Origin of the sequence: Fodinibius roseus (assembly GCF_900129315.1) — a bacterium.
GTDB lineage: Bacteria > Bacteroidota > Rhodothermia > Balneolales > Balneolaceae > Fodinibius > Fodinibius roseus.
Map to the genome: position 1 here is coordinate 66,430 of NZ_FQUS01000002.1, position 15,010 is coordinate 81,439.

Here is a 15,010-nt window from a genome sequence, read left to right on the forward strand (position 1 = left end):
CCAGAATTACAGCGATTATGATCGAATTCGACGAGTGGATATGAACTCCCACATTCTACCACTTCACCCCACAATGTACCCCGAAAGGGTGTAATATGTCAAGAACTTATTACAAAAAATCAAATTAACCGTTAAACCGATAAGTGGGGGGATTGGAAACGGGACTTGAAAGAAGACGGCAAGACGCCGGAGAGGGGGATAAACCGAATTTCTTGGTGAGAAACCCGGGTTAAGGAAAAGCAATGGGTTTAGCCCGGCAGGCAAACGGCCAAAAGGGAGAAAGGTGGTAGAGTGTGGGAGAAAAAAGTTTGGCGGGGGATCACCCCCGCCAAAATAACCGGTAACCGATAGCAAGTAACAATAACCCTAATCAGGGCAATTCCGTGGTCCCCGTCAGGTACCGGTCGCATTCGCGTGCAGCCCCGCGTCCTTCATTGATGGCCCAGACAATCAGGCTTTGTCCCCGCCGCATATCGCCGGCGGCAAAAACGCCATCTACGCTGGTGTGGTAATCGCCGTGTTTCGCTTTGGCATTGGAGCGCTGGTCCCGTTCTACTTCGAGCTGTTCCAGCACCGGGTTTTCCGGTCCGAGGAAACCCATGGCGAGCAGCACCAGATCCGCTTTCCACACTTTTTCCGTACCGGGAATTTCCTCGGGCACTTTGCGGCCGTCTTCATTGGTTTTCCATTCAATGCGAACCGTGTGTAATTCTTTAACGTTCCCGTCTCCGTCCCCCACAAATTTTTTGGTCATCACCTGGTATTCCCGGGGATCGTCTCCAAAGCGGGCCTTGGCCTCTTCCTGGCCGTAGTCCACTTTATATATGTGAGGCCATTCGGGCCACGGGTTGTCCTCCCCACGGCTTTCCGGGGGCTTCGGCAGGATTTCGAACTGGGTCAGCGTATTGCACCCGTGCCGCATGGAGGTGCTTACGCAGTCGGTGCCGGTGTCTCCGCCGCCAATGACAATCACATCTTTATCCTCGGCAGAAATGAACTTCTTTTTGTGTTCATCGTCCAGCAATTTCTCCACATTGGCATGCAGGAAGTCCATCGCAAAATGAATCCCGTCAAGATCGCGCCCTTCGATTTCCAGGTCCCGAGGCTTCGTCGCTCCGCCGGCCAGGATGACGGCGTCATACTCCCTGGTCAGTTCAGGAGCGGGAATATCGGTTCCGATCTCCGTCCCGGTAACAAACGCGATGCCTTCTTCCCTCAGGAGGTCAACCCGGCGCTGCACGACGGATTTCTCCAGTTTCATATTGGGGATGCCATACATCAGCAGTCCGCCGATACGCTTGTCTCGCTCGTAGACGGTCACATGGTGTCCCGCTTTATTGGCCTGTGCCGCGGCGGCGAGTCCGGCCGGACCGGATCCCACAACCGCCACTTTCTTGCCGGTGCGGTTTTCCGGCGGATTGGGCTGGACCCATCCCTCTTCAAAGCCCTTGTCGATGATCGCCTGCTCAATATTCTTGATAGCCACGGGAGGCTCGATGATCCCGAGGACACAGGAACCCTCGCAGGGGGCCGGGCACGCCCGGCCGGTAAACTCCGGAAAGTTATTGGTTTTGTGCAGGCGGTGCAGCGCTTCCTTCCATTTGCCTCTGTACACCAGGTCGTTCCACTCCGGGATCAGGTTATGGACGGGGCAGCCCATGGTACGGCCGTTCTTGTCCTCGCCGGTTTGGCAGAAAGGAATTCCGCAGTCCATACACCGCGCCCCCTGCTCCTGAAGTTCTTCTTCCGTTAAGTGTTCGTGCAGCTGATCCCAGTCCTTTATCCGCTTTTCGGGATCTCTGCCTGGAGCTTCTTTACGCTCAAACTCCATAAAGCCAGTTGGTTTACCCATAGTATTCGATATACAATTTTGTTGAGTTTAATTTCTTTCGCTGATATGCCATCGGATCCAACAACCTGCCGGCTGCTTTTATTTATTCTGCAGGAAGGCCTCCATTTCGGCTTCATCCTTGTCCAGCCCCTCCTGTTGAGCCTTTTCAATCGATTGCTGCATCTTCTTAAAGTCTTTGGGAAGCACCTTGACAAACCGGTGAATCATTTCATCCCATTTCGCAAGGACTCTCCAGCCCCGGTGACTATCGGTATATTCGGCGTGACGGCGAATCATTTCATAGACCTGATCTATTTCTTCTTCATCCCGAAGCTGCTCCAGCACGACGCGGTTGGTATTGCATCGTTTATGGAACTGTTGATCGAGATCCAGAATATAAGCAATGCCTCCGGACATCCCCGCGGCAAAATTCCGTCCTGTTTCCCCGAGTACGACCACGCGTCCCCCGGTCATATATTCACAGGCGTGATCACCGACCGATTCGACCACGGCATGAAGTCCGCTGTTTCGCACGCAGAAGCGCTCCCCGGCTTTGCCACGGATGTAAGCCTGTCCGCTGGTCGCCCCGTAGAAGGAGACATTCCCGACAATAATATTTTCCGCCGGGTCGAAGCGGGCGTTTTTGGGAGGATACAATATCAGCTTGCCGCCGGAAAGTCCTTTTCCGAAGTAGTCATTGGCATCGCCCTCGAGTTCGAGCGTCATCCCGTTGGGGATAAAAGCCCCGAAACTCTGTCCCGCCGATCCTTCGAACTTGAGATGGATGGTATCTTCCGACAGGCCCTTGGACCCAAAACGGCGGGTCACTTCGCTGCCGACAATGGTCCCGACTACGCGGTTGGTGTTTTTGATCGGCAGGGTGGCGCGGACGCTCTTTCCGTCGGACAGCGCCGGTTCGCAGATATCCATCAGTGTCTGGATATCAAGGGCGTTTTCCAGCCCGTGATTCTGGCAGATCATGCAGCGCGTGCCCACATTATCCGCTATTTCCGGGCGATGCAGGATGGGCGAGAGATCCAGGTGTCGGGCCTTCCAGTGATCCGTTTCGGCCTGAACCAGCTTATCGGTACGTCCGATCATCTCGTCGATGGTGCGGAAACCGAGCTCAGCCATATGCTCGCGGAGCTCCTGGGCCACGAATTTCATAAAGTTGACCACGTAGGCCGGGTCGCCGGTGAACTTATGGCGCAGCTCCGGATTCTGGGTAGCGATGCCAACGGGACAGGTATCCAGGTGGCAGACCCGCATCATGATACAGCCGAGCGTAATGAGGGCGCTGGTCCCGAAGCCGAATTCCTCTCCGCCGAGCAGCGCCGCGACGGCGATATCCCGCCCGGTTTTAATCTGCCCGTCAGTTTCAAGCGTCACGCGGCTTCGCAGGTCGTTGAGTACCAGCGTTTGATGGGTCTCGGAGAGCCCCAGCTCCCAGGGCAGCCCCGCATGCTTGATGCTGGTCTGCGGGGAGGCGCCCGTCCCGCCGTCGTGGCCGCTTATCAGGATGACATCCGCATGTCCCTTGGCAACGCCGGTGGCAATGGTACCGACCCCCACCGCAGAGACCAGCTTTACGTTGATGAGCGCATCTTTATTCGCATTCTTGAGATCATGAATAAGCTGCGCCAGGTCCTCGATGGAATAAATATCGTGGTGCGGCGGCGGTGAAATAAGTCCCACGCCCGGGGTCGAAAGCCGCACGTCGGCAATCCAGGGATAGACCTTGCGTCCAGGCAGCTCACCGCCCTCGCCGGGCTTGGCTCCCTGTGCCATCTTAATCTGAATTTCCTTGCCCTGCGTCAGGTATTCGCTGGTCACGCCAAATCGCCCGGAGGCCACCTGCTTGACGGCACTGTTCTTGGAATCGCCGTTGGGTTCAGGCGTGTAGCGGGACGGGTCTTCGCCTCCTTCGCCGGTATTGCTTTTTCCGCCGATGCGGTTCATGGCAATAGCCAGCGCTTCGTGGGTCTCCTTGCTGATGGAGCCGTAGGACATCGCCCCGGTTTTAAATCGCTTGCAGATCTCTTCGACCGATTCCACTTCCTCGATGGAGACAGCCTCTGATTCGTCTGTCTTGAGCTTCAGCAGGCTCCGGAGCGCGGCCGGGGGATCCGACTGCTCGTCGATCATCTTTGAATATTCTTTATAGAGCTCATAATCCCCATTTTTGGTGGCCAGCTGAAGCGTGTGGACGGTTTTGGGGTTATAGGCGTGGTATTCACTTCCTTTTCGCCATTTATACTGACCGCCCTCATCCAGGACCTGTCCGTTGGTGCGATAGTTCGGGTAGGCCTCCCGGTGTCGCATTTTGGCTTCCAGGGCAATGGTGTCCAGCCCGATGCCGCCGATACGCGAATCGGTCCACGTAAAGTATTTGTCCACCAGCTCCTTGTCGAGGCCGAGCGCTTCAAAAATCTGGGCCCCGCGGTACGACTTGATAGTCGAAATACCCATCTTCGACATCACTTTGACAATGCCTTTGACGACCGCCTTGTTGTACCCTTTCCGGGCTCGCTTGAAGGAGAGGTCGAGATGGCCCTCGCGAATTAAGTCGTGAAGACTTTCGTAGGCCATATAGGGATTCACGGCCTCCACGCCGTATCCCAGCAGCGTACAGAAATGATGAGTCTCGCGCGGTTCGCCCGACTCCAGCACCAGTCCCACTTTGGTACGATTGCCCGAGCGGATCAGGTGATGATGAAGTCCGGCCACGGCCAGCAGCGCCGGTATCGGCGCCTTTTGCCGGTTAAAGTCCCGGTCGGAGAGAATCAGGATGTTGACTCCCTTCTCAACGGCCTTGTCGGCCGCCGCAAAAAGCTCTTCGAGCGCTTCTTCCAGTCCCTCGCCGCCCCTGTTGACGTCAAAGAGGATGGGCAGGGTCTTGCTTTTAAACCCCGAGAGGTTATTGATATTCTTGAGCTGTGCCAGCTCTTCGTTCTTCAGAACAGGCGTTTTCAGGCGTATCTGCCGACAGCTTTCAGGAGTCGTCTCCAGGATGTTGCCTTCCGAGCCCAGGATAGTTTCCGTGGAGGTAATCAGCTCTTCCCGGATGGGGTCGATCGGCGGGTTCGTGACCTGGGCGAACAGCTGCTTGAAATAGTTGTAGAGCAGCTGCGGTTCGTTCGAGAGCACGGCTATGGGGGCGTCGTTGCCCATGGCTCCCACCGGCTGCAGCATATCTTCGGCCATCGGCCCCACATTGACATTCAGATCTTCGTAGGTATAGCCGAATACCTTTTGGCGCTGCACGATGTCCTCGTGCTCTGCCTTCGGTTCTTCCTGAAAGCTATAGGGAAGGTCATGAAAATCGATCAGGTTTTCGTCCAGCCATTCCCGGTAGGGATGCTCGCGCGCTATCTGGTGCTTGATCTCTTCATCACTTTTGATACGCCCCTCTTCGGTGTCGATGAGGAGCATGCGCCCGGGCTGCAGCCGGTCTTTGTAAACGATATCCTCGGGGGGGATATCCAGCACACCCACTTCAGAGGAAAGGACGATCATATCGTCGCTGGTGACATAGTACCTGGAGGGACGAAGGCCGTTCCGGTCGAGCGTCGCGCCCACCATTTTACCGTCCGTAAATGCGATGGAAGCGGGGCCGTCCCAGGGTTCCATCAGGCAGCTGTGGTACTCGTAAAAGGCTTTCATTTCATCATCCATGCTCTCATGCTTTTCCCAGGGTTCGGGGATCATCATCATCATGGCATGGGGCAGGGATCGTCCGCTGAGCAGCAGGAACTCCAGGCAATTGTCAAATTTAGCCGAGTCACTGCCGTCTTCCTGGATGATGGGGGTGAGGGTATCCATATCCGTATCAAACAGATCGGTTGAGAGTTGCGCCTCGCGGGCACGCATCCAGTTTTGGTTGCCGCGCAGCGTATTGATCTCCCCGTTGTGAATAAGATAGCGAAACGGGTGCGCAAGCTTCCAGTTGGGAAAGGTGTTGGTGCTGAACCGGGAGTGGACCAGCGCCAGGGCCGATTCCATTTTCGGATCAGTGAGATCCGGGTAAAAATCCTTCAGCTGAGTCGACGTCAGCATCCCCTTGTAGATGATCGTGCGCGAAGAGAGACTGTTGATATACAGGTAATCCTTATCCGCAAGATCGCTGTTTTCAATTCTTTTGGTGATTTTGCGTCGGATGACATACAGCTTGCGCTCGAACTCGAGTTCGGTGCGGATGTCCCGGCTTCGACCGATAAACAACTGTCGGACCGAAGGCTCGGCATCTTTGGCCGACTGGCCAAGGTAGAAATTGTCGGTCGGCACCTTGCGCCATCCCAGTACTTCCTGTTCTTCTTCTTCGACTACTTCCCTGATGACTTTCTCGCAGGCCAGCCGTTCTTCCCGTCCCGGCGGTAAAAAGATCATGCCCACGCCATATTGTCCCCGTCCGGGCAGGTTTATGCCCAAACCCTGGCAGGAATCGCTCAAAAATTTGTGGGGAATCTGAAGCAGAATGCCCGCGCCGTCGCCGGTATTCTTTTCACTGCCGGTGGCGCCCCGGTGATCGAGGTTGTGGAGCACAGTGAGCGCCTGCTCCACAATTTTGTGGGATTGTTTTCCCTGAATGTTGACTACAAATCCAATTCCGCAAGCATCATGTTCATGGTGGGATTGGTATAAACCCTGATCAGAAGACATCATTATTGGTTAGGTTTTCGTTATTGAAATTGCAAAAAGTATAAATTTACTTACTTAAGTCGTTTAGCCGTTTTCATAATATCACTCAGAACGCCTGCGGCTGTTACCTCCTTTCCCGCGCCCGGACCCTGAATGACCAACGGCGTCTGGCTATAGAATGTAGAAAAAATCTGGATAAGATTGTCTGTTCCCTTTAGCTGTCCGATTGGTGAATTTACGGGAATGGATTCAATACCTATAGAAATTTTTCCCTCAACTAATTGTCCCGTGTATCGTAGCGTTTCATTGTTACTTTGAGCTTCCAGCATGCGCTGCTGCCACTGTTCATCGTATTTTTTCAAGCGTGTAAGAAAGGCTGATTTATCGACTTGTGCAAGTTCTTCCGGAATGAGTGATTCGACCTGTAATTCTTCGCGCTCTATTTTCAGGCCCAGGGTGCGGGCAAGGGTCAAAAATTTGCGGGCCACATCTTCTCCGGACAGGTCGTCGCGGGGATCCGGCTCCGCATAACCGAGTTCACGTGCCTTTATGATGGCCTCGCTAAACGGGATACCTTTTTCGAGCTGATTAAACAGGTAGGTCATAGTACCGGAGACAACTCCTGATATTTTCTGAATTTCGTCGTTGCTGTCCTGCAGGTCCTCGAGCGTAGCGATAACAGGCAGCCCTGCCCCAACGGTCGTTTCGTATCGAAAAGAGGCGTTATTTTGCTGTGCTTCTTTTTGGAGCCTGTCAAAGTATGATTGTTCAAGGGTATTCGCCAGCTTGCTGGGGGTGACAATATGGATTCCGCTGGCAAAGAGCCGGGGATACAGGCGCGCTACTTCCTCGCTGCCGGTGGCATCCACAAAAATAATATTGTGCCGGAACGACTGGGTAAGCTTTTCCAGCAGAAGAGACCAGTCGGTTTCAACGGCATCGGACCAGTCCAGGGCTTCCCGGGACATATCCAGTCCCCGGTCGTCCCATAACGCGTGCCGGCTGTTGCACGTTCCCAGCAGCCGGAAATGGAGATCCTTAGTATCAGCGGCGGCAAGCTGATGAAGCAGCGTCTGTCCCACCGCACCCGTTCCCGCTACGAAAAGATCGATCGTCGTTTGCCTGTGCTGCAGGTAATCGTTGAGCAGGCGGGCTGCCCGGCGCGCCTCATCTTCTTCAAACAGGAAGGAGATAAACCGCTCGTCGCTGTTCCTGTTGATGTGGAGCGGCTGCAAATTTTTTGAAGCCAGCAGATCCCAGATCCGTTTGGTGAGCTGTTCGCCCTCCCTGAAGTGATTGCTGAATTTTTTAACTTTGTAAAGATGCTCCCGGGGATTGAGTGCGATATCCCGCTCCCGGGCCCAGCTTTTGATCAGCTCTCGCACCTCGTCATAGAACGGTTGGCGGATGAGAAAGCGCGCAGGTTCAAAAGAGGAGCTGCGGTGAAAGGAGATCGTTTCGTCGTCGGGCCGGTCCCTCAGTTGGTCCTTCAGCTTTTGCAGCAGGTCCCACCCATATTGGTCCTCCACCTGCAGCCGGGTAAAGGGGCCCGTAACCGTGATGGTTTTGAACGCCCCGTTGGATTGATGGTCGCTGTGGATGCGTGTGCCCGGATGCGAAGGATTGTAACTGTTTTTCACCAGCACCGTGGTATCCTTGTTCGAAATAGGTCGTATCGTTTTGGGATGAATCACTTTGGCCCCGTGTGCTGAAAGCTCCCCGATGTCTGCAAAGCTGAGCTCATCGATCGGCCGGGCGGTGGGCACCCACCGGGGGTCGGCCGAAAGGACGCCGTTGACATCCGTCCAGATTTCGAGGTGATCGGCCTCAAGCGCGTCGGCTATGATACCGGCGGTATAGTCGGATCCCGAGCGTCCCAGGGTGGTGATACGCTGGTGGGCGTCGGAACCGATAAAACCGGTAATTACGGGGATTGTAGCGGGATTCTGTAAAAACCTGCGAGCGAGTTTCCGCGTGGCCGCAGGCTGCACCCGTGCCTGCCCGAACGTTGAGTCCGTTTTAATAAACTGATGGGCTTCAAAAGCTTCCGCATCCAGATCTCGGTTGGAGAGGGTCGCGGCAAAAATAAGAGCGGAGGCCCGCTCTCCCACCGAGAGGATACGGTCTTTCCAGGCCTCGCGATCACTGTTTCGCAGCTGCTCATCCCGGGTGGTCCGGCCGAGTTCTTCAAACAGTTCGCGCAGCTGTTGCCTGCGCGGGTGGTCCGGCCCCGGCTCTGTCAGCTGGTCAAACAGCTCCAGATGTTTCTGCTCCAGGCGATGGATCCGTTGTTCCGCTCCCCCGGGGTTGTCCGCCAATGCGATCAGGGCGTCAGTCACATCTTTCAGGGCAGAAACGACCACAAAAGGACGGGCCGATTTCGACCGCTCTATGACCACCCGGGCAGCCTGCTCTATAAAAGCCGCATTCTGCAGCGAAGTGCCCCCAAATTTTAAAATATGTATCGGAAGTTGTTTCATCGTCAGGACGAGAGCGTTGGTCTTGGTGTTTCAGTTATAAAGGACGTGATAAGATCGTTCATCTGTTCAAACTCCATCAGAAAAGCGTCATGTCCGTGTACGGAACGGATCTCACGGTACCGGGCGTCGGGCAACAGCTCAGCCAGCTCCTGCTGTTCCTGCACCGGGTAGAGCAGGTCGGTGTCGATACCGATCACCAGGGTGGGAATATCCAGCTGTCCCAGTACCCCTTGGTACGATGGCCGATTGCGGGCCACGTCATGGCTGTCCATTGCCTGGCTGAGCCGCACATAGGAAACCGCATCAAACCGATCCACCAGTTTTTGTCCCTGGTAGTTGAGGTACGATTCTACCTGGAACTGATCCCCGTCTTCCTGGGGCAGCCGGCCGAACTTATTTTCGTAGTCCGCATCGGACCGGTAGCTGATCATGGCGATCATGCGGGCCAGCGCTAATCCTTTCCTGGGGGGCTGGTCTGCGCTGTAGTAGCCCTCCTTCCAGTTCGGATCATTGTAGATGGCCTGCCGCTGGGTGTGGCTGATTCCGATCGCCCAGGGACTGTGGGCCTTGCCCATGCCGACAAAGACCGCGGAGCGGGGACGATCGTCCATAATGCACCACTCCAGGGCCTGCATACCGCCCATGGACCCGCCAATGACCAGTTCAATGCCGGTAATCCGGAGTTCATCGAGCAGTTTTTGTTGCAGTCGAACCATATCCCGAATCGTAATTTCCGGGAAATCAATGCGATACGGCCGACCGGTTTCCGGGTTTTGGCTCGTGGGTCCGCTGCTGCCGTAACAGCTGCCCAGCGAATTGATACAGATAATAAACTGCTGTTCGGGGTCAAGCGTTTTGCCCGGCCCAAACAGCCCGCCAAACCATTCGTCCACGGCCGTATTGCCGGTAAGAGCGTGACAAACAAGAAAGACATTATTCCGGGCATTATTCAGTTCGCCCCATGTCTGGTACGCCACGAGGGGTTCCGGGATGGCCTGCCCCGACTCGGTGACGAAAGGTTCTTTTAGCTTGTGTTGTTGTACGCCTTTGTTCATAATAAGATATATCTGTCAGACAACAAGGTTGTCCGGCGGATTTAACACATTATATAATATATGGTTGCTCAGCTGACGAAATTGATGGTTCCTTCTACCGGCACGGGATTTTCAATGATGTCCAGGACCGGACAGTTTTTATAGGAAATTTCTTCCAGCTGCTTCAACTTCTTCTCATCCGTTTCGTCCGTTTCAATTTCCGTAATGAGGTTCACGTCATTAAATCCGGGCCGGGCGTCATCCGATAGATTCAGGAAACCGCGCAGGTCAAGGTTACCGGTTGTTTTTATCGTAACTGACTTTACGTTGATGCCGAGGGCCAGTGCATGTGCTTTGATCACGATTTCCTGGCAGGCAGCCAATGCGGCCAATACGTACTCCACGGGTGATGCGCCCCGGTTAGTGCCGCCGAGGCTTTCCGGCTCGTCGGAGACAAACTGAAATTCCCGCACGTTGATTTCAGACTGAAGTCCTTTTTCGAGTTTGGACTCGGCCCTGAAAGAAACATCCGCTTTTTCGGGATTGCTGTTGATCTCCTTGGCGAGGGCCTGCACAGCCTGGATGACGTTTTGGTCAAGAGTTTGTTGTTCTTTAACAGTAGTAGTACTCATATGATGCTATTAATTCAATGGATGTATTGTAACAGGCCCTGCCGCTGGTGCTGCAGGGCGCTGTCTGTGAGTTATGCGGTTACTTCGAGCTGTTTGAATGAACGGTCGAAATCTTCAATGATATCATCGATATGCTCGATACCGACAGAAACACGGATAAGATCCGGCTTCACACCGCTGGAAGCCTGTTCAGCCTCGCTCAGCTGCTGGTGCGTCGTTGAAGCGGGGTGGATGACCAGTGTTTTGGCATCTCCCACATTGGCCAGGTGACTGGCAAGCTCGACGTTTTCAATGAAGGAACGGGCCGGGTCAAATCCGCCTTTCACGCCAAAAGATAGAACCGCTCCGAACTGCCCGGGCTTCAGGTACTTTTGGGCGCGCTCGTGGTACGGGTGGTCGGGCAAACCGGTGTACTGCACCCATTCCACCGCATCCTGCTGCTGCAGCCATTTGGCCAGCTTCAGGGCATTTTCGCAATGCCGTTCGGTGCGCAGCGACAGCGTTTCAAGTCCCTGCAGAAGCAGAAAACTGTTGAAAGGAGAGGGCGCCGATCCGAAATCCCGCAGCGCTTCCACGCGCGCACGAATAGCAAAAGCAATATTGCCGAAAGGTCCGTCGGGACCAAACGTTTCCCAGAAGTTAAGCCCGTGGTAGGCGGGGGACGGTTCCGTAAAGAGCGGGAAGTTGCCGTTGCCCCAGTCAAAGTTCCCCGCGTCCACAATCACGCCGCCGATACTGGTCCCGTGTCCCCCGATCCATTTGGTCGCGGATTCCGTGATAATATTGGCCCCGTGTTTTATCGGCTGACAGATGGCGCCGGCGGCCCCGAAGGTGTTGTCCACAATCAGCGGGATGCCGTGTTTTTGCGCGAGCTCAGACAATCCCTCGAAGTCGGGCACGTTGCCGCGGGGATTTCCAATCGATTCCACATAGATACCTTTGGTATTCTCATCAATTTCCGCCTCGTAGCTTTCAAGGGTATCTTCTTCCACGAAGTTTACATCGATACCGAGACGCGGGAGGGTTACCTTGAACTGGTTGTAGGTTCCACCATAGAGAAACGGAGTAGATACGATATTGTCACCGGCCTGGGCGATCGTCGCAATAGCCATAAACTGTGCTGACTGTCCCGAAGCCGTAGCTACCGCCGCAGCGCCTCCTTCCAGGGCGGCGATGCGTTTTTCAAAAACATCGCTGGTGGGATTCATGATGCGGGTATAGATATTGCCGAACTCCTTGAGGGCAAAGAGGGTGGCAGCGTGTTCGGTATCGTCAAACTGGTATGAAGTGGTTTGATAGATGGGAACAGCACGCGCACCGGTTGTGGGGTCGGCTTCCTGGCCTGCATGTAGCTGCAGGGTCTCAAAATTAAAGGTACGTTCTTCTCCGTTATTACTCATGGTTGTATGGATTAAGTTTCAGATATTGTGTTTGCTTGTTTTTTAGGTCGAATCAGGAACTGGTGGTCCACTTTGATACAGCGGTTTTGGTAGAGTTCAATACCGGATCCGCTGACCTTTTTCTCTTCTTCGGGATTCTGTCCGGTACCCAGCTGCAGCCATATCGCTTTGGGACGGGGCTCCATTTCCAGGGCCTGATCCACTGCTTTCGGAAGCACCCCGGGCGGCAGAAAAACATCGATCACATCAATGGGAAACGGGATGCTCAACAGGTCCGGGTACGATTGTTCGCCGAGTATCCTGTCTGCATTGGGATTGACGGGGACAATGTCGTAGCCGGCATTCTGCAGGTACCGTCCTACAAACTGGCTGTCTTTGTGAAAACTGCGCGAAAGTCCGACAATAGCGATGGTTGACGTTGTCTCCAGCGTTTTTTCTGCGCGGTCGGTTTCAGCACTTAGTGCTTCCGTGGCGCGCATCTTTTCATCGTACCAGTTGTTAAAAGTAGTTCGCATTCCGTTGTTTGCTTTATATCAAATTAGCATGAATACCAGAGAATTTTGCAAAAGCGTTTTTGTTTAATCTCCGTTTTTTCGCGCATTCAAATCATCGCATAGGCGTTATATGCTGTGGTTTGGAATTCGTTCAGGGGTTCATATTGACCAAAATCGCTGGTTTTCCAAAACCTCTGCCAATAAAAAAGCCTCTCCCCGAATCTTGCTTCCGGAGCGAAGATTCGCAGAGAGGCTATTCAGTCACAGTCTGATGCTGAATGAAGTCTCTTTATTTATCTTCCTCCGGACTACTGGAGCAGGACGTAGCACCTTCCTCCCCGGCATATCAAATAAATTATTACAGTATACTTTAACATGCGCCGGGCAGAGCGGTTGCTAAGGCGTCTTCGGGCCTGTTCCCTCAGCCTTTCTTGATAACAATGCTCAGTAATTAAAAAGAACAGTGCATAAAAAAAGCCCTCCGGGATTTTTCCGAAGGGCCTTCAATTTGGTTCAATCAAATGAAACGAATCAGACCTTCGGATGTGTGCAAAGCATACAAAATCGAATCATGCACATCCGGCAGCAGGTAATATGGTTGACTATTCGTTTCATCGGACATCTGTTTATAATTTCAAGGCTAACATAAATGTTTTTTGGAAACCATACAAGTTTTAATAACAGTTTTACCCGTATTTTTCATTCCCGCCGGGCGGGATTTCCACTTCTGCTACAGACCAAAAGGTTGACCGGCTCCGCCGGTGTTAACCAACTACGGCTTCGAAAGGGAATCGGTCCGAATATAGAAATTCGGGTCCACCTCCAGCGTATTAGTGTCCCGCAGCCGGATGGTCTTCCATCGTTCGGATACCGGATAGATAAAAGAGTATTCCCCGCCCGTCACCCGCACCTTCAGCGGCATGTCAAAATGGGGGAGGTCCGCCTGCCAGCGATAGTGGAGGCGGTTGAGATCATCTATATAATACCGGAGGACCGGCAGTCCGCCGTAGTGCAGGTACTGGTCAAAGAGGTCATCCAGCTCCCGGCCCGAGTGACGAATGATATATCGCTCGACCTGGCCGGCGGTAACGGTTTGATGACGAAACGTTTTATTGAGCCCGCGCAGAATGTTTTTCCAGGTGGAGTCGTCGTCAATGATATGGCGAATCATATGCAGCATGTTATGGGCCTTGTAATACATGTCCCCGGATCCCTCGTCATTGAGTCCGTATCTCCCGGTCACCGGCTGCCTGTTTTGAATCCTGTCGCGCAGGCCCCTCGTATATTCCGCGGCGGCCTGTTTCCCGAACCGGCACTCGGTGTAGATGGACTCGGCATAGCTGGTAAAGCCCTCGTGGCCCCACATATCCGCAATGTCTTTGGTCGTGATGTTATTGCCCCACCACTCGTGGGCCGACTCATGGACCAGGATAAAATCCCACTTGAGTCCCCACCCGGTGCCGGAAAGGTCCTCTCCCCGGTAACCGTTTTGAAAACGGTTGCCATAGGCGACGGCACTTTGATGCTCCATGCCCAGATAAGGCGTTTCCACCAGCTTATAGCTGTCCTCGTAAAAAGGGTAGGGGCCGAACCAGTCCTCAAAACAGCGCATCATCGGCTTTACCTGCCGGAACTGCTCCTTTGCCTTGTCCAGGTGTTGCTCCAGCACCCAGTAATCCAGGTCCAGTTTGCCGTCTTCGCCCTTGAAGGTATCGCTGAAATGCACGTAATGGCCGGCATTGACGGCGATATTATAATTATTGATGGGGTTGGAGACAAACCAGCTCCAGGTGGTCGTGCCGTTGGCGTGCCGGATCGTATCCCGGAGACGCCCGTTGGATACGTTTACCAGCGGGTCGGGCACGGTGATGTGGATACTCATACTGTCGGGTTCGGCCGTTTGATGATCTTTGTTCGGCCACCAGGCGCTGGCCCCCAGTCCCTGGTTGGCGGTTGCGATCCAGGGGTTGCCCCTTGGGTCCTCCGCCCAGATAAATCCCCCGTCCCACGGAGGATTTTCCGCCACTTTGGGCTGCCCGTGGTAATGGACGGAAAGGGTATAAAGGGAATCACGGCTCAGGGTAGTAGGGACCTCCACAAAGTAGGCGCTGCTGTTGCCTGCCCGCTGCCAGGACAGCTCCCGCCCGTCCTGGGTCACGCGGTCGATCCGGAGGGGCGGCTGAAGATCTATCTGCAGCTTTCGGGGGGACCCGGTAACGCGGTAGGTGATGCTGTTGTACCCGCGGATGGAAGAGTCCTCCGGCTGGACGGCGACATGGAGATCGTAGTAGGTGACCTCCCACCAGGCCCGCTGGGGGGTGACGGACCCGCGAAGGGTGTCTGCCCGGGTGGCAGGAAGGGCGGCCTGCTCCTGCCCGTCCGCCGGCCGCGCAAAGGCAACAGACAGCAGCAGGAATAACCCGATTCGAAATAACAAGCAGGTCGTTGGACTGTTCATAAGCAAGTCAGAGGATTCCGTGAATAGTAACCGTCATAGAAAG

Annotated in this window: 8 protein-coding genes and 1 riboswitch; all 8 genes read right to left on the reverse strand. The window is 54.3% G+C overall.

The window, feature by feature from the left end:
* Positions 1–370: 370 nt before the first annotated feature.
* Positions 371–1,852: a glutamate synthase subunit beta gene (locus BUB16_RS02235; RefSeq protein ID WP_073059204.1), complete on the reverse strand. Its 1,482-nt coding sequence runs from the start codon at positions 1,850–1,852 to the stop codon at positions 371–373.
* Positions 1,853–1,930: 78 nt separating this feature from the next.
* A complete protein-coding gene (gltB, locus tag BUB16_RS02240) occupies positions 1,931–6,493 on the reverse strand; it encodes a glutamate synthase large subunit (RefSeq protein ID WP_211483063.1) in 4,563 nt (1,520 codons plus the stop codon).
* 47 nt (positions 6,494–6,540) lie between these two features.
* The gene (locus tag BUB16_RS02245) at positions 6,541–8,949 is read right to left on the reverse strand and encodes an aspartate kinase (protein ID WP_073059206.1); all 2,409 of its coding nucleotides are present in this window, start codon (positions 8,947–8,949) and stop codon (positions 6,541–6,543) included.
* A 2-nt stretch (positions 8,950–8,951) separates the two neighbouring features.
* The gene (gene metX, locus BUB16_RS02250; RefSeq protein WP_073059207.1) at positions 8,952–10,004 is read right to left on the reverse strand and encodes a homoserine O-acetyltransferase MetX; all 1,053 of its coding nucleotides are present in this window, start codon (positions 10,002–10,004) and stop codon (positions 8,952–8,954) included.
* Positions 10,005–10,072: 68 nt separating this feature from the next.
* Positions 10,073–10,615 (reverse strand): OsmC family protein, encoded by a 543-nt coding sequence (locus BUB16_RS02255; protein WP_084087969.1) that lies wholly within the window; start codon positions 10,613–10,615, stop codon positions 10,073–10,075.
* 71 nt (positions 10,616–10,686) lie between these two features.
* Positions 10,687–12,015, reverse strand: a complete 1,329-nt coding sequence (locus tag BUB16_RS02260) for an O-acetylhomoserine aminocarboxypropyltransferase/cysteine synthase family protein (protein WP_073059208.1) — start codon at positions 12,013–12,015, stop codon at positions 10,687–10,689.
* Between the two features lie 11 nt (positions 12,016–12,026).
* Positions 12,027–12,530 carry a CoA-binding protein gene (locus tag BUB16_RS02265; RefSeq protein ID WP_211483064.1) on the reverse strand — a complete coding sequence of 168 codons (504 nt, stop codon included), beginning with the start codon at positions 12,528–12,530 and terminating at the stop codon, positions 12,027–12,029.
* A 269-nt stretch (positions 12,531–12,799) separates the two neighbouring features.
* A riboswitch (SAM riboswitch) is annotated at positions 12,800–12,950 on the reverse strand.
* Between the two features lie 331 nt (positions 12,951–13,281).
* Positions 13,282–14,967, reverse strand: coding sequence for a M1 family metallopeptidase (locus tag BUB16_RS02270; protein WP_073059209.1), 1,686 nt, complete (start codon positions 14,965–14,967; stop codon positions 13,282–13,284).
* Positions 14,968–15,010 lie beyond the last annotated feature (43 nt).

What these genes read in the sequence shown, in the direction of transcription:
- BUB16_RS02255 (WP_084087969.1), bottom strand. Translation starts at nt 10,615, where the DNA reads ATGAGTACTACTACTGTTAAAGAACAACAAACTCTTGACCAAAACGTC.
- metX (WP_073059207.1), bottom strand. Translation starts at nt 10,004, where the DNA reads ATGAACAAAGGCGTACAACAACACAAGCTAAAAGAACCTTTCGTCACC.
- BUB16_RS02245 (WP_073059206.1), bottom strand. Translation starts at nt 8,949, where the DNA reads ATGAAACAACTTCCGATACATATTTTAAAATTTGGGGGCACTTCGCTG.
- BUB16_RS02260 (WP_073059208.1), bottom strand. Translation starts at nt 12,015, where the DNA reads ATGAGTAATAACGGAGAAGAACGTACCTTTAATTTTGAGACCCTGCAG.
- BUB16_RS02270 (WP_073059209.1), bottom strand. Translation starts at nt 14,967, where the DNA reads ATGAACAGTCCAACGACCTGCTTGTTATTTCGAATCGGGTTATTCCTG.
- BUB16_RS02235 (WP_073059204.1), bottom strand. Translation starts at nt 1,852, where the DNA reads ATGGGTAAACCAACTGGCTTTATGGAGTTTGAGCGTAAAGAAGCTCCA.
- gltB (WP_211483063.1), bottom strand. Translation starts at nt 6,493, where the DNA reads ATGATGTCTTCTGATCAGGGTTTATACCAATCCCACCATGAACATGAT.
- BUB16_RS02265 (WP_211483064.1), bottom strand. Translation starts at nt 12,530, where the DNA reads ATGCGAACTACTTTTAACAACTGGTACGATGAAAAGATGCGCGCCACG.